Annotated in this window: 19 protein-coding genes and 1 pseudogene; 15 read left to right on the top strand and 5 right to left on the bottom strand. The window is 72.9% G+C overall.

Annotation, left to right across the window (positions count from 1 at the left end; translation table 11 throughout):
* Positions 1-57: 57 nt before the first annotated feature.
* From folP to ACX9I7_RS21940, 5 genes are all read left to right on the top strand, one after another.
* Positions 58-966, top strand: coding sequence for a dihydropteroate synthase (gene folP / locus ACX9I7_RS21960; RefSeq protein WP_459388269.1), 909 nt, complete (start codon positions 58-60; stop codon positions 964-966).
* The gene (locus ACX9I7_RS21955) at positions 963-1,433 is read left to right on the top strand and encodes a nuclear transport factor 2 family protein (protein ID WP_189457018.1); all 471 of its coding nucleotides are present in this window, start codon (positions 963-965) and stop codon (positions 1,431-1,433) included. Before folP ends, ACX9I7_RS21955 begins: the two co-directional genes overlap by 4 nt.
* Before the next feature lie 218 nt (positions 1,434-1,651).
* Entirely contained in the window at positions 1,652-2,011 is a 360-nt protein-coding gene (gene folB, locus ACX9I7_RS21950) for a dihydroneopterin aldolase (RefSeq protein ID WP_126915341.1), read from the top strand.
* Entirely contained in the window at positions 2,008-2,601 is a 594-nt protein-coding gene (folK, locus tag ACX9I7_RS21945; RefSeq protein WP_358632450.1) for a 2-amino-4-hydroxy-6-hydroxymethyldihydropteridine diphosphokinase, read from the top strand. The genes folB and folK overlap by 4 nt, the downstream gene beginning before the upstream one ends.
* Positions 2,602-2,651: 50 nt before the next feature.
* A complete protein-coding gene (locus tag ACX9I7_RS21940; RefSeq protein ID WP_387573660.1) occupies positions 2,652-3,143 on the top strand; it encodes a DUF3180 domain-containing protein in 492 nt (163 codons plus the stop codon).
* Positions 3,144-3,222: 79 nt separating this feature from the next.
* Here ACX9I7_RS21940 and ACX9I7_RS21935 read toward each other — a convergent pair whose 3' ends face one another.
* Positions 3,223-4,395 carry an ABC transporter ATP-binding protein gene (locus ACX9I7_RS21935; protein WP_387573577.1) on the bottom strand — a complete coding sequence of 391 codons (1,173 nt, stop codon included), beginning with the start codon at positions 4,393-4,395 and terminating at the stop codon, positions 3,223-3,225.
* Positions 4,396-4,526: 131 nt separating this feature from the next.
* Between ACX9I7_RS21935 and ACX9I7_RS21930 the strand changes: the two genes are divergently transcribed.
* The 4 genes from ACX9I7_RS21930 to ACX9I7_RS21915 all read left to right on the top strand — a co-directional run bounded on the left by ACX9I7_RS21930 (position 4,527) and on the right by ACX9I7_RS21915 (position 8,059).
* Complete coding sequence (locus tag ACX9I7_RS21930) at positions 4,527-5,240, top strand: ABC transporter permease (protein WP_358632456.1); 714 nt, start codon at positions 4,527-4,529, stop codon at positions 5,238-5,240.
* On the top strand, positions 5,240-5,929 hold the full coding sequence (locus ACX9I7_RS21925; RefSeq protein ID WP_459388268.1) for an ABC transporter permease: 690 nt from the start codon (positions 5,240-5,242) through the stop codon (positions 5,927-5,929). The genes ACX9I7_RS21930 and ACX9I7_RS21925 overlap by 1 nt, the downstream gene beginning before the upstream one ends.
* 56 nt (positions 5,930-5,985) lie before the next feature.
* Positions 5,986-6,966, top strand: a complete 981-nt coding sequence (locus ACX9I7_RS21920) for an ABC transporter substrate-binding protein (RefSeq protein WP_459388267.1) — start codon at positions 5,986-5,988, stop codon at positions 6,964-6,966.
* Positions 6,967-7,066: 100 nt separating this feature from the next.
* Positions 7,067-8,059: a hypothetical protein gene (locus ACX9I7_RS21915; protein WP_459388266.1), complete on the top strand. Its 993-nt coding sequence runs from the start codon at positions 7,067-7,069 to the stop codon at positions 8,057-8,059.
* Positions 8,060-8,118: 59 nt separating this feature from the next.
* Here ACX9I7_RS21915 and ACX9I7_RS21910 read toward each other — a convergent pair whose 3' ends face one another.
* The gene (locus ACX9I7_RS21910) at positions 8,119-9,261 is read right to left on the bottom strand and encodes an NADH-quinone oxidoreductase subunit D (protein ID WP_126915349.1); all 1,143 of its coding nucleotides are present in this window, start codon (positions 9,259-9,261) and stop codon (positions 8,119-8,121) included.
* Positions 9,258-10,277, bottom strand: a complete 1,020-nt coding sequence (locus tag ACX9I7_RS21905) for an SAM-dependent methyltransferase (RefSeq protein WP_459388265.1) — start codon at positions 10,275-10,277, stop codon at positions 9,258-9,260. Before ACX9I7_RS21905 ends, ACX9I7_RS21910 begins: the two co-directional genes overlap by 4 nt.
* A 121-nt stretch (positions 10,278-10,398) precedes the next feature.
* Between ACX9I7_RS21905 and ACX9I7_RS21900 the strand changes: the two genes are divergently transcribed.
* Together ACX9I7_RS21900 and ACX9I7_RS21895 are read left to right on the top strand one after the other, a co-directional pair.
* Positions 10,399-11,595: a sensor histidine kinase gene (locus ACX9I7_RS21900; RefSeq protein ID WP_387573586.1), complete on the top strand. Its 1,197-nt coding sequence runs from the start codon at positions 10,399-10,401 to the stop codon at positions 11,593-11,595.
* Positions 11,596-11,648: 53 nt separating this feature from the next.
* The gene (locus ACX9I7_RS21895) at positions 11,649-12,326 is read left to right on the top strand and encodes a response regulator (RefSeq protein WP_189457003.1); all 678 of its coding nucleotides are present in this window, start codon (positions 11,649-11,651) and stop codon (positions 12,324-12,326) included.
* Between the two features lie 96 nt (positions 12,327-12,422).
* Here the strand turns inward: ACX9I7_RS21895 and ACX9I7_RS21890 are convergent, their stop codons facing one another.
* Positions 12,423-13,541, bottom strand: a complete 1,119-nt coding sequence (locus tag ACX9I7_RS21890) for a DUF5937 family protein (RefSeq protein WP_387573588.1) — start codon at positions 13,539-13,541, stop codon at positions 12,423-12,425.
* A 100-nt stretch (positions 13,542-13,641) separates the two neighbouring features.
* Between ACX9I7_RS21890 and ACX9I7_RS21885 the strand changes: the two genes are divergently transcribed.
* Complete coding sequence (locus tag ACX9I7_RS21885; RefSeq protein WP_459388264.1) at positions 13,642-13,998, top strand: hypothetical protein; 357 nt, start codon at positions 13,642-13,644, stop codon at positions 13,996-13,998.
* Here ACX9I7_RS21885 and ACX9I7_RS21880 read toward each other — a convergent pair.
* Positions 13,885-15,090 (bottom strand): threonine aldolase family protein, encoded by a 1,206-nt coding sequence (locus ACX9I7_RS21880; RefSeq protein WP_459388263.1) that lies wholly within the window; start codon positions 15,088-15,090, stop codon positions 13,885-13,887. The genes ACX9I7_RS21885 and ACX9I7_RS21880 overlap by 114 nt on opposite strands.
* Positions 15,091-15,237: 147 nt before the next feature.
* On the opposite strand from ACX9I7_RS21880, the gene ACX9I7_RS21875 reads away from it, so the two are divergent.
* From ACX9I7_RS21875 to ACX9I7_RS21865, 3 genes and pseudogenes are all read left to right on the top strand, one after another.
* A complete protein-coding gene (locus ACX9I7_RS21875; RefSeq protein WP_189456999.1) occupies positions 15,238-16,158 on the top strand; it encodes a Rossmann-like and DUF2520 domain-containing protein in 921 nt (306 codons plus the stop codon).
* A complete protein-coding gene (gene panC, locus ACX9I7_RS21870) occupies positions 16,155-17,021 on the top strand; it encodes a pantoate--beta-alanine ligase (protein ID WP_387573594.1) in 867 nt (288 codons plus the stop codon). The genes ACX9I7_RS21875 and panC overlap by 4 nt, the downstream gene beginning before the upstream one ends.
* Positions 17,018-18,685, top strand: a pseudogene (locus ACX9I7_RS21865) (L-aspartate oxidase); the annotation flags it as partial. The gene panC and the pseudogene ACX9I7_RS21865, both read left to right, overlap by 4 nt.
* Between the last annotated feature and the right edge of the window lie 32 nt (positions 18,686-18,717).

Here is an 18,717-nt window from a genome sequence, read left to right as displayed (position 1 = left end):
CCGCCGGGGAGGGGTCGCGTCGTTCACCGGCCTCGTCGCACGCCCTAGGCTGGTTCCATGAGTACGTTGCGCGGCCGTATCGGGCCGGTCGGACTGCCCGAGTGGGACCGCTGTGCGGTGATGGGTGTGGTGAACGTCACTCCCGACTCGTTCTCCGACGGCGGTCACTGGTTCGACACCGCGCTGGCGGTCAAGCGGGGGCTGGAGCTCACCGCCGCCGGCGCCGACCTGGTCGACGTGGGCGGCGAGTCCACCCGGCCGGGCGCGGTGCGGATCGACCAGGAGGAGGAGCTCCGCCGGGTGGTCCCGGTCGTCCGCGAGCTGGCGGGCGAGGGCGTGGTCGTCTCGGTGGACACCATGCGGGCCACCGTCGCCGAGGCCGCCGTGGAGGCGGGCGCGGTACTCGTCAACGACGTCAGCGGCGGCCTCGCCGACCCCGCGATGGTGCCGGTGGTCGCCGCCGCCGGGGTGCCGTTCGTGGTGATGCACTGGCGCGGCTTCAGCGCCGACATGAACAACCGCGCGGTCTACGGCCCCGATGTGGTCGGCGACGTCGTCGAGGAGCTGCGGCAGCGGCTGGACGCGGTGGTCGACGGCGGCATCCAGCCGGACCGGATCGTCGTGGACCCCGGCCTGGGCTTCGCCAAGCACGCCGAGCACGACCTCGCCCTGGTGGCCGGGCTCGACCGGTTCCACCGGGAGCTGGAGCTGCCGATGCTGGTGGCCGCCTCCCGCAAGCGCTTCCTGGGCCGGGTGCTCGCCGGGCCCGAGGCCGATCCGCCGCCGGCCCGCGAGCGGGACGCCGCCACGGCCGCCGTCTCGGCGCTCGCCGCGCGCGAGGGCGCCTGGGCGGTCCGGGTCCACGAGGTACGGGCCAGCGCCGACGCCGTCCGGGTGATCCGGGCGGTGGAACGGGCGGCCGCCGCGCCCGCCGCCGGCCGGCACGCCGCCGAGGGGGCCGAGTGAGCGCCGCCCGCACGGACGCCGAGCGGGTCGAGCTGGCGAACACCGCCCTCTACGAGGCGATGGAGCGCGGCGACACGGCCGCCATGGACCGGCTCTGGCTGGACGACCCCGGTACCGAGGTCTCCTGCGTCCACCCCGGCTGGCCCGTGCTGCGCGGCCGGAGCGAGGTGCTGCGCTCCTACGCCCTGATCATGGCGAGCACGGACTACATCCAGTTCTTCCTCACCGATGTGGAGATCGCGGTCGTCGGCGACACGGCCCTGGTCACCTGCACGGAGAACATCCTCAGCGGCGCCCCCTCGGAGACCGAGGGCGAGCTCGGCCCGCTGGTCGGCCAGCTCGTCGTGGCCACCAATGTCTTCCGGCGCGTGGGCGACGGCTGGAAGGTGTGGTCCCACCACGGCTCACCCGTGCTCGCGGGGCGCGAGGACGAGGAGGAGGACGACTCGTCCGAGCCGGGTACGTGACGGTCGTCACGGCGCCACACGTCAGTGTGAGGAAAAGTGGCCACTCGTTCGAGCTGCTCGACGCCCGGGTAGGGGTTGAGCACGTGACTCTCGGGTAAGCGCGGCGCGAACCGCCCGGCACCCGAGGTCGGGCGCTGTCGGTGCCCGCAGGTAGATTCGAAGGTGGGCAACCCGGTCGAAGGCGGGTCCTTACCGACAACCAGCAGGAGCTGATTCGTGTGGATCGTGTCGCGCTGCGCGGCTTGAAGGCTCGCGGCCACCACGGGGTGTTCCCCAAGGAACGCGAAGAAGGCCAGACCTTCATCGTGGACCTGGTGCTGAGCCTGGACACCCGGCCCGCCGCGGCCGACGACGACCTCGCGAAGACCGTGCACTACGGCATCGTGGCCGAGGAGGTCGTGGATGTCGTCCAGGGCGAGCCCGTCGACCTCATCGAGACCCTCGCCGAGCGGATCGCCCAGCAGTGCCTCAAGCACGAGGCGGTCCGGGAGGTGGAGGTCGTCGTCCACAAGCCGGACGCTCCCATCACCGTTCCCTTCGACGATGTGACGATCACTATCACCCGGAGCCGAGTATGAGCAGCAGCGACCCGACCGTGCAGCCGGTTCCCGCCTCCGTGGTGGAGCGAGTGGACGCGGCCGATGTGACCCTGAGCAACCCCAAGCGCGCCGTGATCTCCATCGGCAGCAATCTGGGCAACCGCCTGGAGACCCTCCAGGGCGCGATCGACGCCCTGGAGGACACCCCCGGCCTGCGCGTCAAAGCCGTCTCCCCTGTCTACGAGACGGAGCCCTGGGGCGTAGAGCCGGGCACCCAGCCGTCGTACTTCAACGCGGTGGTTCTGGTGAAGACCACGCTCCCGCCGGACTCCCTGCTGGAGCGCGGTCACGCGATCGAGGAGGCCTTCGAGCGCGTGCGGGACGAGCGCTGGGGCCCCCGGACGCTCGACGTCGACATCGTCACGTACCAGGACGTCGTCTCCGACGACCCGGTGCTGACACTGCCGCATCCCCGCGCCCACGAGCGTGCCTTCGTGCTCGCCCCGTGGTACGACGTGGATCCCGAGGCCGTGGTCCCGGGCCACGGTTCGGTGAGCGAGCTGCTGGCCGGTATCGGCCGTGAGGGCGTGGAGCCGCGCGCCGACCTGGAACTGCGGCTGCCCGAGTAGCCGTTGGGCCTACGTAGTTTTTCCGGATGACGAAGAGGGGCGACAGCTCGGTGAAGCAACTTCGGATCGGGGTGCTGGCCGGCCTCTTCGCCGTGGCCGGGGTCCTGTCATGGGCCGCCGCCCGCCTGTGGGACTCCTTCGGCACGCTGCCCAGCGTGCCGGTGGCGGCGCCCATCGTGCTGGCCGTCATCGCGGTGGTCCTCTTCGCCACGGCCCTGTCCCTGCGCGCCCGGCTGCGCGCCCAGCGCGAGCGCCGGCCGGGCGCGAAGGGCGTCGACCCCCTGGTGGCCGCGCGAGCGGTCGTCTTCGGCCAGGCCAGCGCCCTGGTCGCGGCCCTGGTCGCGGGCATGTACGGCGGAGTGGGCGCCTTCCTCCTCATGGCCGGCCTCGACGTCCCCGCCCACCGCGACCAGGCGATCTACGCGGGCGCGTCCGTCCTGGCAGGCGCCTGCGTGATAGCGGCCGCCTTCTTCATGGAACGCGTCTGCAAACTCCCGGAGGACGAGGACGACGAGGGCGGCCCGGGGACGTCGAGGGCCTGACCGGTTTGTGGGCAGGCGTTCCGCAGGGCGGAACGGGTGGGCACAAACCCGCCCACCGGCCCGCACCCGAAGAACGCTCCTACGCCCCCGGCACCGTCTCGACGACGGCCTCGCTCCGAGAGGCCCCCCGCGCGTCCGCCTCGATGCTCCGCCGCAAGGCGGCATGCAGCCGCGCGGGCGTGAGGACCCCCAGAAAGTGGTCCGCGGAATCACCATCGAGCACCGCGATCCACCCCGCGTCATGCTGCAACATCGTGCTGAACGCCTGCTTCAGCGAAGCCCCCAGCGGCAACCACGCGTCCATCCGCCGCGCCCGCTCCCGCACCCGTGCCGTCCCCGCGCCGGAGGCGATCGCGTCGGCGGAGACCCAGCCGTGCAGCCGGTCCGCGTCGTCCAGGACGACGGCCCAGCGCGCGTCGTCCACGGCGAGCCGCGCCCGCGCGTCGGACAGCCGGTCGTCGAGGTGGACCACCGGCGGCTGCTCCAGGTCCCCCGCCTCGATCGGCGTCACCGACAGCCGCTTCAGCCCCCGGTCCGCGCCGACGAAGTCGGCGACGTACGGCGTGGCGGGCGCGCCCAGCACCACCGCCGGGGCGTCAAGCTGTTCGATTTTCCCGTGGCCGTAGACCGCGATGCGGTCGCCGAGCCGGACCGCCTCCTCGATGTCGTGTGTCACGAACAGCACCGTCTTGCGCACCTGTGACTGCAGCCGCAGGAACTCGCTCTGCAGCCGTTCCCGCACGACCGGGTCGACGGCGCCGAAGGGTTCGTCCATCAGGAGGACGGGCGGGTCGGCGGCGAGCGCCCGGGCGACCCCGACGCGCTGGCGCTGGCCGCCGGAGAGCTGGTCGGGGTAGCGGTCGCCGTAGACGGACGGGTCGAGCCCGACGAGGTCGAGGAGCTCGGCCGCCCGCTCGCGGGCCCGCTTGCGCTGCCAGCCGAGCAGATGGGGGACGGTCGCGGTGTTCTCCAGGACCGTCTTGTGGGGGAAGAGGCCGACCTGCTGGATCACATAGCCGATGCGGCGCCGCAGCTCGACGGGGTCCACGCCGGCGATGTCCTCGCCGGCCACCCGGATGCGTCCGCTCGTGGGCTCGATCAGCCGGTTCACCATCTTCATCGTGGTGGTCTTGCCGCAGCCCGACGGCCCGACGAGCGTGACCAGCTCGCCCTCCGCGACCTCGAAGGAGAGGTCGTCCACGGCGGCCGTGCCATCGGCGTAGCGCTTGGTGACGTGCTCGAAGCGGATCATGGTTCCCCATTGTCGCCGTACTGTCCTTCGAACATTGTTGCCGTTGGACCCCGGTCGGAGGCGAATGTCAGTGCTCCGGGTTAGGGTCGCCAGTGACCGACCGTGAAAGCCGAGGGGGAGGTGAGGCACGGATGGCGGGTCAGAACTGCCTGATCGCCAACGACTGGTTCTGCGGCGAGTACGTGCGCACGCGCGGCCAGGAGCTGACGGACGCCACGCTCCAGCACGTCGGCATCACCTTGGTGTCCGTCGCGATCGGCTTGCTCGTCGCCTTCCCGCTGGCGCTGCTCGCCCGCCGCTGGCGGACGTTCGAGGGCCCTGTGCTCGGCATGACCACGATTCTGTACACCGTGCCCTCGCTGGCCATGTTCTCGCTGCTGGTGCCGGTGTTCGGCCTGTCGGCGGCCGTCGTGGTGACGGGCCTGGTGCTCTATTCGCTGACGATCCTCGTGCGGAACATCCTGGCCGGCCTCGCCGCCGTGCCGGAGGAGGCCCGCGAAGCCGCGCGCGGCATGGGGTACGGGCCGATACGGCTGCTCTTCGGGGTCGAACTGCCTCTGGCGGTTCCCGCGCTGATGGCCGGTCTGCGGATCGCCACGGTCTCGACCGTCTCGCTCACGACGGTGGGCGCGATCATCGGCTACGGCGGCCTGGGCAATCTGGTCTATGAGGGGATGCGCAGCTATTTCAAGGCGCAGGTGCTCACCGCGTCGGTGCTGTGCGTGGCGCTGGCCGTCGCCGCCGACCTCCTGCTGTTGTTCGTCCAGCGGCTGTTGACGCCCTGGGCGCGGACCGGCCGCCGTGCGGTGAACCGCCGCGCGACCGAAGAGGCGGTGGTGGTCTGATGGACGTCATCGGACGGACGTGGGACTGGCTGACGACCGCCGCGCACTGGTCCGGCACGGACGGCGTCTGGCACCGGCTGGGGGAGCACCTCTTCCTGACCACCGTGTGCCTGCTGATCGCGTGTGCCATCGCGCTGCCCGTCGCCGTGCTCCTCGGCCACCTGGGCAAGGGGGGCGCCCTCGCGGTCAACCTCTCCAACGCGGGCCGCGCGGTGCCGACGTTCGCGGTGCTGGTGCTGTTGCTGCTGAGCCCGCTCGGTACCCACGGCTCCTGGCCCACCATCATCGCCCTGGTCCTCTTCGCGATACCCCCGGTGCTGACCAACGCCTATGTGGGGATGCGCGGGGTGGACCGGGACATGGTCGAGGCCGCCCGGGGGATGGGCATGACGGGCGGTCAGGTGATGGCCCGGGTCGAGCTGCCGCTGGCCTTTCCGCTGATCGTGACCGGCGTGCGGTCCGCCGCCGTCCAGGTCGTGGCCACGACCACGCTCGCCGCGCTCCCCGGGGGCGGCGGCCTCGGCCGGGTCATCACGGCCGGTTTCCGGCTCACGGACACCGCGCAGGTGGTGGCCGGGGCCTTGCTGGTCGCGGTGCTCGCCCTGCTGGTGGAGGGCGCCTTCGTCCTGCTCCAGCGACGGCTCGACCCGCTGCGGGTCCGGGCCCGCGCGGTGCGCACCCCCGCATGAACCCCTGCATGAACCCTGCATGACGAACGCTCAAGCCTGACTGGATGGAGTCTCGTATGACCAGGACACCGCGTCGAGCGCGGACCACTCGCGCCCTGCTGGCGGTGGCCGGCGTCGCGGCCCTCACGGCGGGTCTCGCCGCGTGCGGCGGCGACAGCCTGGAGAAGTCCAAGGAGGCCGGGAGCTCCACCGGATCGGAGAAGGGATCGCTGGTCGTCGGCTCGGCGTCCTTCACCGAGTCGAAGGTGCTCGCGGAGATATACGCGGGGCTGCTCAAGGACGCCGGATATTCCACGTCCATCCAGACCGTCGACGCCCGGGAGCTGTATGAGCCGGCGCTGGAGAAGGGGCAGATCGATGTGGTCCCGGAGTATGCCGCGACGCTCACCGAATTCCTGAACAAGAAGCAGAACGGGAAGGACGCCGCGCAGGTCGCCTCGGGCGACTCGGAAGCCACGGTGAAGGCCCTCCGTAAACTCGCCGAGCCGCGCGGGCTGAAGGTGCTGGACGCCGGGTCGGCGGTCGACCAGAACGCCTTCGCGGTTACCGACGAGTTCGCGAAGAAACACCAGCTCAAGACGCTTTCCGATCTTGGAAACTCGAAGGAGAAGGTACGGCTCGCGGCGGGCGACGAATGCTCCCAGCGCCCCTTCTGCCAGCCGGGCCTCCAGAAGACCTACGGCATAGACGTCGCGGGTCTCGACCCGCTGGAGGTCGGCAGCACCCAGGCCAAGCAGGCGGTCAAGGACGGCAAGGACCAACTGCTGCTGACCACCACCACGGACGCCACGCTCGCGCAGTTCGGACTCGTCCTTCTCGAAGACGACAAGAAGCTTCAGAACGCGGACAACGTCCTGCCCGTCGTGAATGCCAAGAAGGCGGGTTCGCAGAAGATCGCGGATGCGCTCGGCAAGCTGAACAAGGTGCTGACCACCGCCGATCTCACCGAACTCAACAAGAAGGTCGACGCCGAGCGGCTCAAGCCCGCCGATGTGGCGGCTCAGTACCTCAAGGACAAGAAGCTTCTGACGAAGTGACGGCGTAGACGAAGTGACGGGGTAGGAGAGAAGTAAGATCAAGGGAAGAGTTTGGCGGTGGGCTCACACGTTCGCGGCGACGCACGGTAAGTTTCAGGCCATGCCACGAGGACGCCATCGCCATTCCGCCCCCCTCCACCGGCTTCTTCCCCCGCTGACGGTCGCCGCGACATCTGTCGCCTGCGCCGTGGGTGCGCTGGCGGTGGGTGAAACCGCTGTCATCCGCGGCCTCGCCGTGGCCGCCGCCGCGGCCACGGTGGTCGGCTCGGTGATGATGCGCCGCTGGGACCGCGCCGCGGGCAGACGCGTCGCCCAGCTCACTGCCGCCCGTACGCGGGAGGAGTGGAAGACCGAGGAACGCGTGGCCGAGCTGGAGACGGACCTCGAGGAGACCCGCCTGGCACGCGCCGGCCTGGAGACCAAGCTCCGCGCCAAGCGCGCCGAACTCGCCCGCCTCCGCACCGAGCACGCCGACCTCCTGCGCCGCTACGCCTCGGCCGAAACCGGCCGGGCCAGCGCCCTGGAGGGCCGCCGCCTGCTGGAGAAGACCGGCAAGCCGACCGACAAGCCGGCCCCCCTGAACGCGGAGGCGTACCGCAAGGCGGCGGACGCGCTGAAGAAGCTGGGAGAGGCCGCCCCGGTTGTGGGCAATCGTCCCGCTGGGCGGGACGGGTGGGCACAACCCGCTCCCCGGCCCGCACCCGAAAAGGCTCCTCAGCCTGTACCGGCCAAGGCGGCCCAGCCCGCACCGGCCGAGGCTCCCCAGCCCACGAAGGCACCCGCCAAGGCGGCTCCGCCCGCACCGGCTAAGGCGGCCCCGCCCGCCAAGGCCGCGCCCGCCCCCGCCAAGGCGGCGGCCCGCCCCACCGGCACGGTCGTCCCGGCGGCGCGCCGCAAGTCGGGCGGCTTCGACTTCTTCGGCAACGGCAACAGCAACGGCGGAGCCAAGAAGAAGGGCGTCGAGGAGCAGGACCTCGCGGACGTCGTCGGCGAGGAGGCCCTCGCCGACGCGGACGGCAAGGTCATAGACCTCACCGCGCACGATGACACCGAGCAGATAGACGTCGTTGAGCTGCGCGGCGCGATCTCGTAACGCGATCTCGCAAAAAGAAAGAGGGCCCGGGGCTTGCCCCGGGCCCTCTCCCGTTCCGGCTACTTGTCGATGTCGCCCACGACGAAGAACAGCGAGCCCAGGATCGCCACCATGTCCGCGACCAGCGTCCCCGGAAGCAGCTCGGTCAGGGCCTGGATGTTGTTGAACGAGGCCGACCGCAGCTTCAGCCGCCAGGGGGTCTTGTCGCCCTTGGAGACCAGGTAGTAGCCGTTGAGGCCCAGCGGGTTCTCGGTCCAGACGTAAGTCGCGCCCTCCGGGGCCTTGAGGACCTTGGGCAGCCGCTGGTTGATCGGGCCGGGCGGCAGCCCGTCCAGCCGGTCCAGGCAGGCGTCGGCCAGGTCCAGCGAGTTGTGCGTCTGCTCCAGCAGGCACTCGAAGCGCGCCAGGCAGTCGCCCTCCTCGCGGGTGACGACCTTCAGGACGTCCCCCAGCTCGCCGTACGCGAGGTACGGCTCGTCGCGCCGCAGGTCGAAGTCGACGCCCGACGCGCGGGCGATCGGCCCGCTCACCCCGTACGCGTGGACGGCCTCCGGCGTGAGGACGCCGACGCCGCGCGTCCGGCCGCGGAAGATCTCGTTGCCGAGCACCAGCCGGTCGTACACGTCCATCCGCGAGCGCACCTCGGCGACCGCGTGCCGGGCCCGGCCGAGCCAGCCCGCGGGCAGGTCCTCCTTCAGGCCGCCGACGCGGTTGAACATGTAGTGCATCCGGCCGCCGGAGACCTCCTCCATGACCGTCTGGAGCTCCTCGCGCTCGCGGAACGCGTGGAAGACCGGGGTGATGCCGCCGAGCTCCAGCGGATACGAGCCGAGGAACATCAGGTGGTTGAGCACCCGGTTCAGCTCGGCCAGCAGCGTGCGCGTCCACACCGCGCGCTCGGGGACCTCCATGCCGAGCATCCGCTCGACGGCCCCGACGACGCCCAGCTCGTTGGAGAACGCCGACAGCCAGTCGTGCCGGTTGGCGAGCATGACGATCTGGCGGTAGTCGCGGGCCTCGAACAGCTTCTCCGCGCCCCGGTGCATATAGCCGATCACCGGCTCGGCGCTCTGGACCCGCTCGCCGTCCAGGACGAGGCGCAGTCGCAGCACACCGTGGGTGGACGGGTGCTGGGGCCCGATGTTGAGCACCATGTCGGTGCTCTCCGCCGCGCCGCCGATCCCGACTGTCGTCTCCGTCATGGGGTTAGTTTCTCAAACCCCAGCGCCTCCGGCCGGAGCCCCACCGGCTGGAGCAGCCAGCCGAAGCCGCCCAGGCCCGCCGGGGCGGTCAGCTCCGCCGCCTCGCCGGCCGCGCCGAGGGCCCGTACATAGGCGGCCGGGTCCGTCGAGGCGAGCGAGAGCGGTGGACGGGCGCCGTCCACCCCGAGGGCGCGCAGCGCCGCGCGCTGGCTGACGACCGAGCCGCCCGGCAGGGCGGCCGCGTCCAGCGCCACGTGCGCGGTGATGTCGCACGAGCCGTCCGGCACGGGCCGCACCTCGCGCCCCTCGCGGAAGCCGGTCAGGGTGCCGTAGGGCGGGCGGGTGGCGCGCCCGTGCGCGTAGTCGACCGCCACCGCCAGCCCGGACCGCAGGGTGCCGACCGCCCGCCGCCAGGCGGCGTCGCGCGGGCGGCCGATCTCGGCGCGGGAGCCGGGCGGCGCGCCCTCCAGGGGCCACCAGCGCTTCAGCCAGTCGGCGTCCTCGCCGGAGACCGGGTCGCCGAGCAGCTCCTCGCCGTCGTCGCGGACGAGCACCTGGTGGGGCGTGCCCTCGCCGTCCGTCTCGGCGACGTCCACCGGGATGTTGTCGAGCCACTCGTTGGCGAAGAGCAGCCCGCGGACGCCTTCGGGCGGGGTGTCCCGCCAGTCCACCCGGGGGTCGAGATCCTCCGGGCGGGCGGCGAGCTCCACGGCGTACGGGCGCAGCCGGCCGGCGAGCCCGTCGGGGCACCGGGCGAGCACCCCGGCCACCAGCTCGCCGCGCCCCGCCCCGACGTCGACGAACGCCAGCTCCGCCGGGCGGCCCAGGGCCTCGTCGACGCGGCACAGCAGCTCCACGACGGCCCCCGCGTACAGGGGGGAGGCGTGGACGGACGTACGGAAGTGACCCGCGGGGCCCTCGGGGCGGCGGTAGAAGCCGTCGGGGCCGTAGAGGGCCGCCTCGGTCGCCTCCCGCCAGGTCCTCGCACCGCTCGCCACGTTCGTTCCGCTTCCCATACGCACACGTTAAGCGGGCCCACCGGACACCCGCCCTCCACCTTGGGGAGTAGACGGAAACCGACCGGATCGATCGCCGGGCTGACCCGTGCGGCGACCCGGCGTGCCTACGCTGGGTGACGTGCAGCGCCTCTACGACTTCCTTCGCAGACACCCCACCGGTGTGGACACCTTCTGGGCCCTCCTGCTGCTGGGCCTCAGCGCGCTGTCCATCGCCGAGGGGAGCGGGCAGGGGCCGACGGCGCTCAAGGTCCTCGCGGCCTTCGCGCTCTGCGCGGTGATCGCGCTGCGCCGCCGCTGGCCGGAGAAGATGCTGCTGCTGACGGCCGCGACCGGGGTGGGCCAGGTCGTCTTCGGCGTCTCGCCGGACATCGCGGATTTCGCGATGCTGGTCATCATCTACACGGTGGCCTCCGGCAATACCCGCTGGGCGTCGCGGTTCGCGCTGGTGGGCGGCCTGCTGGCGGCGCCGATCTCCGCCGTCCGCTGGCCCACGCCGCACAGCGAGGTGGGCAACGCCGTGCTGGGCGCGGCGTTCGTCAGCGTCCCGTTCATCCTCGCCTGGGTCCTCGGCGACTCGATGCGCACCCGCCGCGCCTATTGGGCGCAGCTGGAGGAGCGCGCCACGCGCCTGGAGAAGGAGCGCGAGCAGCAGGCGAAGATGGCGGTGACGGCCGAGCGGGCGCGCATCGCCCGCGAGCTCCACGACGTCGTCGCCCACAACGTGTCGGTGATGGTGGTGCAGGCCGACGGCGCCGCCTACGTCCTGGACGCCTCGCCGGAGCAGGCCAAGCAGGCCCTGGAGACGATCTCCAGCACCGGCCGCAAGGCCCTCACCGAGATGCGCCGCCTGCTGGGCGTGCTGCGCACGGAGGAGGGCGGGGAGAGCGGTGAGACGTATGTGCCGCAGCCGGACGTGGAGCAGATCGGCGAGCTCGTCGAACAGGTGCGGGGCGCGGGGCTGCCGGTGGAGTTCACGGTCGAGGGCGCGCCGAGGCCGCTGCCGAGCGGCGTGGAGCTGACGGCCTACCGGATCGTCCAGGAAGCGCTGACCAACACCCGCAAGCACGGCGGCCCGGACGTCGGCGCGAGCGTCCGGCTGACGTACTTCGACGACGGCCTGGGCCTGCTGGTCGAGGACGACGGCCGGGGCGCGCAGCACGAGCTGTACGAGGACGGTGGCGCCGACGGCATGGGACACGGTCTGATCGGTATGCGCGAGCGCGTCGGCATGGTGGGCGGCACGCTGGACGCGGGGCCGCGACCCGGCGGCGGTTTCCGGATCAGTGTGCTGCTCCCGGCCAGGTCCGGCCGCTGAAATCCTCGGGCCATCAGGTTTGATTCGTAGTACGCCTCTGAAAGGGACCCCGCATGTCGATCCGAGTCCTTCTCGTCGATGACCAGGTACTGCTCCGTACCGGTTTCCGCATGGTGCTGGCGGCCCAGCCGGACATGGAGGTCGTCGCCGAGGCCGGGGACGGCGTGGAGGCCCTGAAGGCGCTGGAGGGCACCGAGGTGGACGTCATCCTGATGGACGTCCGCATGCCGCACATGGACGGCGTGGAGGCCACCCGCCGGATCTGCCTGGGGGAGAACCCGCCGAAGGTGCTGATCCTCACCACCTTCGACCTCGACGAGTACGCCTTCTCCGCGCTGAAGGCCGGCGCGAGCGGCTTCATGCTCAAGGACGTGCCGCCCGCCGAGCTGCTGGGCGCGATCCGGGCGGTGCACAGCGGTGACGCGGTGGTCGCGCCCAGCACCACCCGCCGGCTGCTGGACCGCTTCACCCCGATGCTGCCCAGCGCGGGCCCCGAGCCCACCAGCGCGGAGATCAGCCGGCTCACGGACCGGGAGCGCGAGGTGATGCTGCTGGTGGCGCAGGGCCTGTCCAACGGCGAGATCGCGGCGCGGCTGGTGCTGTCGGAGGCGACGGTGAAGACGCACGTGGGCCGCATCCTCACCAAGCTGGGCCTGCGGGACCGGGTGCAGGTCGTGGTGATGGCGTACGAGACGGGCCTGGTCCGGGCGGGTGGAGGACCCGCGCACTGAGGGTGCGCCCCGTAGGGGGCGCGGGGCTGTGTCGATATGCGGCTGCCGCCGCGTGGGCGCGACCAGCCACGGACGGCCCGCAGGTGACCGGCCGGCTCAGCGAAGCACCCCCTCAAGAAAATCGCTCCCCAGCCTGGCCACCACCGTCAGATCCAGCTGATGAAGCACATACCGCCCGCGCCGCCGCGTAGTGATCAGCCCCGCCTTCTTCAGCACCGCGATGTGCCGGGACACCTCCGGCGCGCTCACTTCGTGCGCGGCCGCCAGCTCGCCGGTGGTGAACGCGGCCCGCGCCAGATAGCGGCACATCCTGATCCGCATCGGGTGCGCCAGCGCCTCCAGCCGGAGGGTGAGCAGGTCGAGGGACTGCGGCCCGGGCAGCTCGGGGGCGGCCACCGGGTAGTGGATCGTCGGCCGCCAGCCGGGGGCGTGCAGCACCCACAGATGGGGCCAGCCGAGGGACGACGGGACGAACGTGACGCCCGCGCCGACGGCCGGGTCGACGGCGGTCGTATGGCCGCTGGTGAGCTTGTCGACGACGATCCGGGAGCCGTCGGGGGAGAGCGTCACGGCGGGCGAGACCTCGGCGAGGGCCTCGGCGAGGCCCTTGCGCCGCAGGACCTCCGTCTTGTGGCGGGCGTCGCTCGCGAGCTGGACGCGCACCCGCTGCCAGACGTCGTTGAAGAACGCGTCCGCGCAGTCCTCGAACAGCCGCCGCAGCCAGGCCCGGACCGCCGGGGGGTCCTGGAGCAGCCGCTTGGCGAACTCCAGCTGGCGGGGGCCGCGCGCGGTGGCGCGCTCCAGGGCCTGCTCCCGGATCTCCGCGTTCACCAGCGGCGACGGGCCGCGCAGGCTGTATTTGCTGGAGCAGGAGATCTCCAGGGCGGCGTCGACGAACAGCTCGTCGTCCAGCCGGTCCATCATGTCCAGGTCCTCGGCGAGGGTGGCGCCGGGCTGGCCGTTCGTCTCGGGGAGGGCGGCGAAGGCATGGGAGATGTCGGAGAAGGTCGAGCTCCACAGGAAGTCCGCCTCGCACAGCCGGTCGGCGAGGTCCGGCTTGAGCCCCGCGTTCGTCGCGGTGGTCCAGCCGTGGAGCCCGGGGTGGTGCCCGGGCTCGGCCAGGGCGTGGAGGGCGGTGCACAGCTCGGCCAGCGGGGAGGGCCGGAAGACCAGCCGCTCGGCCGGCAGGCCCGCGATGTCGATCGTCACGCTCATGGCGCCATCGTGCCTTCCTTTTTCGCAGGTCGGGCCGCCGATTGACGGTCCTCGTCAATTCACGCGCCGAACGGGCGGGCCGGGCCGCACGGTGGAGGGCATGAGCGCGAACCAGCAATACCTGCTCGACCTGTACCGCACCGCCCGCCACGGCGAGACCCCGCCGCCCGCGCCGGGCACCGGCGACCGTCAGGCCGTCCGGGAACTCCGCACGTGGTGGGCCTTCCTGGCCGTCGTCGACGAGCGCGTCGCCGCCCGACGGGCGCGGTGGACCCGTTGGACCCAGTGGACGACGGCCCTCCGCCCGGCCCGCCCCGTACGAACGGCGGCCGTCGCCCGCCCGTCAGCCGACCGGAGCGCCGCCCCCGCCCCCGTCCAGCCCGTCCAGCCCGTCCAGCCGCTCCAGGAGCGCTCCGACCGCGTCGCGAACGGCTGCGGGAGTCCATGCGAGCGCTGACGCGGCGACGGTGACCTCGGTGACGGCCAGCCCGGGCACCGGGGCCGCGTCCCAGCGGTTGAACACCCACGTGCCGGTCTCCTCCGCGAGCCGCACCCCCGCCGCTGTCAGCGCCTCCGGCGGATACGGCAGCCACACCTGGAACTGATGGGTGTGCGGCACGTCCGGATGCACCCGGAACCACGGCACCCCGGCCGCGCGGAAGGCGTCCTTCAGGGCCTCCGCGACCACCTTGGCGTGCGCCACGTACGCCGGCAGCCGGGGCAGCTCGCGATCCAGCCCCGCGAGCCCGGCGAGCGCCACGGGCCACTGCTGGAAGAGCGTGCCCCCGTACCGGTGGCGCCAGGTCTTCGCCTCCTCCACGAACGAGGACGGGCCCGCCAGCACGGCCCCCGATATGCCGTCGAGGGACTTGTAGAGCGAGACGTACACCGAGTCCGCGAGCGCGGCGATCTCCGGCAGCTCCACCCCGAAGTGCGAGGCGCACTCCCACAGCCGCGCCCCGTCGAAGTGCACCACCGCGTCACGGTCGCGGGCGGCCGCCACCGCCTCCGTCAGCTCCTCCCACGTGGGGAGCACGAAACCCGCGTCCCGCAGGGGCAGCTCCAGCGTCAGCGTGCCGAACGGCTCGTCCAGCTCCCGGATCTCCTCGGCCGTCGGCGGCCGGGGATCGCTCGTGGGATGGACGGTGCGCAGGCCGGAGACCGTCGCGTACGCGTTCCGCTCGTGGACCTCCAGGTGCGACAGCGGGTGCGCGGCCACCACCGGGCTGCCCGTGCGCCCCGCCCAGCAGCGCAGGGCCACCTGCTGGGCCATCGTCCCGGTGGGGAAGAAGGCGGCGGCCTCCATGCCCAGCAGCCCGGCGACCCGGCGCTCCAGCTCCTCCACGACCCCGTCGCCGTAGACGTCGACGCCCTCGCCGAGGTCGTACGCCTCCGGGGCCTCGGCGGCCAGCCGGGCCAGCCTGTCGCCGATCGTCAGGGCGAGCGAGTGGCCCGACAGGACCCGCTCGGCGCCGCGCAGCGCGGCCATCCTGCGGGCCCTGTCCATCGGCGGGTCCACCGGGTGCCCGGTTCTCTGTTCGTCTGCCATGAGGGGATCATCGTGGGCGGGTACGACAGGAGCAACGAGTTATCCACAGGGCTGGGGACGGCCCGGGACCGCCCGACGCGCCTCGCGTAGCATGACAAAGGAATCGTCCGGTACCCCCGCGGACTGGAACGGAAGGCATCCCGCCGCGTGAACGCACACCTCTCCTCCGAGCACACGAGCCCCCAGGACCGCCCCGCCAGGCTCACCGTCGGCGTGGTCGGCGCCGGCCGTGTCGGCCCCGCCCTGGCCGCGTCCCTCCAGCTCGCCGGGCACCGCCCCGTCGCCGTCTCGGGCGTCTCCGACGCCTCGCTGCGGCGCGCGGCCGCCATGCTGCCGGACGTGCCCGTCATGGCGCCCGCCGATGTGCTCGCCCACGCCGAGCTGGTCCTGCTGACCGTGCCCGACGACGCCCTGCCGGGCCTGGTCGCCGGGCTCGCCGAGACCGGCGCCGTCCGCCCCGGCCAGCTCCTCGTCCACACCTCCGGCCGGCACGGCACCGCCGTCCTCGACCCGGCCACCCGCGTCGGCGCCCTGCCGCTGGCCCTCCACCCCGCGATGACGTTCACCGGCACCCCCGTGGACGTCCAGCGCCTGGCCGGCTGCTCCTTCGGCGTCACCGCCCCCCAGGAGCTGCGGCTGGCCGCCGAGGCGCTGGTCATCGAGATGGGCGGCGAGCCCGAGTGGATCGAGGAGAGCGCCCGCCCGCTCTACCACGCGGCCCTCGCCATCGGCGCCAACCACCTCGTCACCCTCGTCGCCCAGAGCATGGACCTGCTGCGCACCGCCGGGGTCGAGCACCCTGCCCGGATGCTCGGCCCGCTCCTGGGCGCCGCCCTGGACAACGCCCTGCGCAGCGGCGACGCCGCCCTCACCGGCCCGGTCGCCCGAGGCGACGCCGGCACGGTCGCGGCCCACGTCGCCGAGCTGCGCGCCCACGCTCCCGGAGCCGTCGCCGGATACCTGGCGATGGCCCGCACCACCGCGGACCGCGCCCTCGCGCACGGCCTGCTCAAGCCGGAACTTGCGGAGGACCTCCTCGGTGTCCTCGCGGACGGAGGCAACCAGTGACCCCCCAGCTCATCCGTACCGCGAAGGAGCTGCACACCCTCCCGCGCGACGGCCGCCGCGCGGTCGTCATGACCATGGGCGCCCTCCACGAGGGCCACGCCACCCTCGTCCGCGAGGCGCGCCGGCTGGTGGGCCCGACGGGCCAGGTCGTCGTCACCGTCTTCGTCAACCCGCTCCAGTTCGGCGCCGGCGAGGACCTCGACCGCTACCCGCGGACCCTCGACGCCGACGTCGCGATCGCCGGGCAGGCCGGCGCCGACGCCGTCTTCGCCCCCTCCGTCGACGAGGTCTACCCCGGCGGCGAGCCCCAGGTGCGGATCACCGCCGGCCCCATGGGCGAGCGCCTCGAAGGCGCCAGCCGCCCCGGCCACTTCGACGGCGTCCTCACCGTCGTCGGCAAGCTCCTCCACCTGACCCTGCCGGACGTCGCGCTGTTCGGGCAGAAGGACGCCCAGCAGCTCGCCCTGATCCGCCGCATGGCGCGCGACCTCAACTTCCCCGTGGAGATCGTGGGCGTGCCCACGGTCCGCGAGGGCGACAACCTCGCCCTCTCCAGCCGCAACCGGTACCTGTCCGAAGCCGACCGGGCCACGGCGCTGGAGCTCTCCCGCGCCCTCCTCACCGCCGGTGCCGAGGCCGCCGGGGGCCCGGCCCCCGTCCGGCGCTCCGCCCTGGCCGTCCTGGACGGCGCGGCCCGGCTGGAGCCCCCGCTCCGCCTCGACTACCTGGCGCTCGTCGACCCCTCCGACTTCACCGAGGTCCCCGACGACTACACCGGCGAGGCCATCCTCGCCGTCGCCGCCAAGGTGGGCACCACCCGTCTGATCGACAACATCCCCCTCACCGTCGGAGCGGCGCGATGACCGGCATACGACTCCACGCCCCCCGCCCCGGCTGGTCCGTCGACGCCGACGTCGTGGTCGTCGGCTCCGGCGTGGCGGGCCTGACCGTGGCGCTGCGCTGCGCGGCGGCCGGCGCGAGCGTCGCCGTCGTCACCAAGGCGTGCCTCGACGACGGCTCCACCCGCTGGGCCCAGGGCGGCATAGCGGCCGCCCTCGGCGACGGCGACACCCCGGAGCAGCACCTCGACGACACCCTCGTCGCCGGCGCGGGCCTCTGCTCGGAGGAGGCCGTCCGGGTCCTGGTCACCGAGGGCCCCGACGCCGTGCGCCGCCTCATCGCCACCGGCGCCCGCTTCGACACCGACGCGGGCAGCGGCGAGATCCTGCTGACCCGCGAGGGCGGCCACCACCGCGACCGCATCGCCCACGCCGGAGGCGACGCCACCGGCGCCGAGATCTCCCGCGCCCTCGTCGACGCCGTGCGCGCGGCGGGCATCAAGACCATCGAGCACGCCCTCGTCCTCGACCTCCTCAAGGACGCCGAGGGCCGCGCGGCGGGCGTCTCCCTCCACGTCATGGGCGAGGGGCAGCACGACGGCGTCGGCGCCGTCCGCGCCCGGTCCGTCGTCCTGGCCACCGGCGGCATGGGCCAGGTCTTCTCCGCCACCACCAACCCCGCCGTCTCCACCGGCGACGGCGTCGCCCTCGCCCTGCGCGCCGGCGCCGAGGTCTCCGACCTGGAGTTCGTCCAGTTCCACCCGACCGTGCTGTGGCTCGGCCCCGACGCCGAGGGCCAGCAGCCCCTGGTCTCGGAGGCCGTCCGCGGCGAGGGCGCCCACCTGGTGGACGCCGACGGCGACCGCTTCATGCTCGGCGCGCACGAGCTGGCCGAGCTCGCCCCGCGCGACATCGTCGCCAAGGGCATCATGCGGCGCATGCGCGAGACGGGCGCCGAGCACATGTACCTGGACGCCCGCCACTTCGGCCGGGAGAAGTGGGAGCGCCGCTTCCCCACGATCCTGGCGGCCTGCCGGGCGCACGGCATCGACCCGGTGACCGACCTCGTCCCCGTCTCGCCCGCCGCGCACTACGCCTCGGGCGGCGTACGCACGGACCTGCGCGGCCGGACGACCGTGCCGGGCCTGTACGCGTGCGGCGAGGTCGCCTGCACGGGGGTCCACGGCGCGAACCGCCTGGCGTCCAACTCCCTCCTGGAGGGCCTGGTCTTCGCGGAACGCATAGCGGAGGACATCACCACCCCCAATGCTTTCGGGGCAACGGGTGGGCGGGTGGGAGAAACCCCCACGACGGCGGGAGAGCCGGAAACGCTCCTGATCGCCCCCGAAACGCGCCCCGAAATCCAGCGCGCCATGACGATGGGCGCCGGAGTCCTCCGCTCACGCCGAAGCCTGGAAGAAGCCGCGGCGCAGCTGACCCGCATCCGCGAGGAAGCCACCGACAAACAGCCCGTCCCCGGCACCGACGCCTGGGAGACGACCAACCTCCTCCTCGTCGCCCAGGTCCTCGTCGCCGCCGCCCTCCGCCGCGAGGAGACCCGCGGCTGCCACTGGCGCGAGGACTTCCCCGACCGCGACGACGCCCACTCCCGCCGTCACCTCCTGGTGACGCTGCGCCCCGACCGCACCCTCGCGGTCGCCACCACCGGGTCGGCCGCGTTCCCGCCCGTAGAGCCCGTATCGCAGCCCGTATCTGCCTC

The sequence above is a fragment of the Streptomyces sp. L500 genome (genome assembly GCF_054551825.1).
Note: the sequence above shows the minus strand (reverse complement) of the source record. Positions and strands in the feature narration are given on the sequence as shown.

Excerpts from the sequence above, each read along its gene's own strand:
- ACX9I7_RS21905 (WP_459388265.1), bottom strand. The coding sequence starts at position 10,277 with ATGGGAAGCGGAACGAACGTGGCGAGCGGTGCGAGGACCTGGCGGGAG.
- ACX9I7_RS21885 (WP_459388264.1), top strand. The coding sequence starts at position 13,642 with ATGAGCGCGAACCAGCAATACCTGCTCGACCTGTACCGCACCGCCCGC.
- ACX9I7_RS21880 (WP_459388263.1), bottom strand. The coding sequence starts at position 15,090 with ATGGCAGACGAACAGAGAACCGGGCACCCGGTGGACCCGCCGATGGAC.
- ACX9I7_RS21915 (WP_459388266.1), top strand. The coding sequence starts at position 7,067 with ATGCCACGAGGACGCCATCGCCATTCCGCCCCCCTCCACCGGCTTCTT.
- folK (WP_358632450.1), top strand. The coding sequence starts at position 2,008 with ATGAGCAGCAGCGACCCGACCGTGCAGCCGGTTCCCGCCTCCGTGGTG.
- ACX9I7_RS21935 (WP_387573577.1), bottom strand. The coding sequence starts at position 4,395 with ATGATCCGCTTCGAGCACGTCACCAAGCGCTACGCCGATGGCACGGCC.
- ACX9I7_RS21910 (WP_126915349.1), bottom strand. The coding sequence starts at position 9,261 with ATGACGGAGACGACAGTCGGGATCGGCGGCGCGGCGGAGAGCACCGAC.
- folP (WP_459388269.1), top strand. The coding sequence starts at position 58 with ATGAGTACGTTGCGCGGCCGTATCGGGCCGGTCGGACTGCCCGAGTGG.
- ACX9I7_RS21925 (WP_459388268.1), top strand. The coding sequence starts at position 5,240 with ATGGACGTCATCGGACGGACGTGGGACTGGCTGACGACCGCCGCGCAC.
- ACX9I7_RS21930 (WP_358632456.1), top strand. The coding sequence starts at position 4,527 with ATGGCGGGTCAGAACTGCCTGATCGCCAACGACTGGTTCTGCGGCGAG.
- ACX9I7_RS21920 (WP_459388267.1), top strand. The coding sequence starts at position 5,986 with ATGACCAGGACACCGCGTCGAGCGCGGACCACTCGCGCCCTGCTGGCG.
- ACX9I7_RS21895 (WP_189457003.1), top strand. The coding sequence starts at position 11,649 with ATGTCGATCCGAGTCCTTCTCGTCGATGACCAGGTACTGCTCCGTACC.
- ACX9I7_RS21890 (WP_387573588.1), bottom strand. The coding sequence starts at position 13,541 with ATGAGCGTGACGATCGACATCGCGGGCCTGCCGGCCGAGCGGCTGGTC.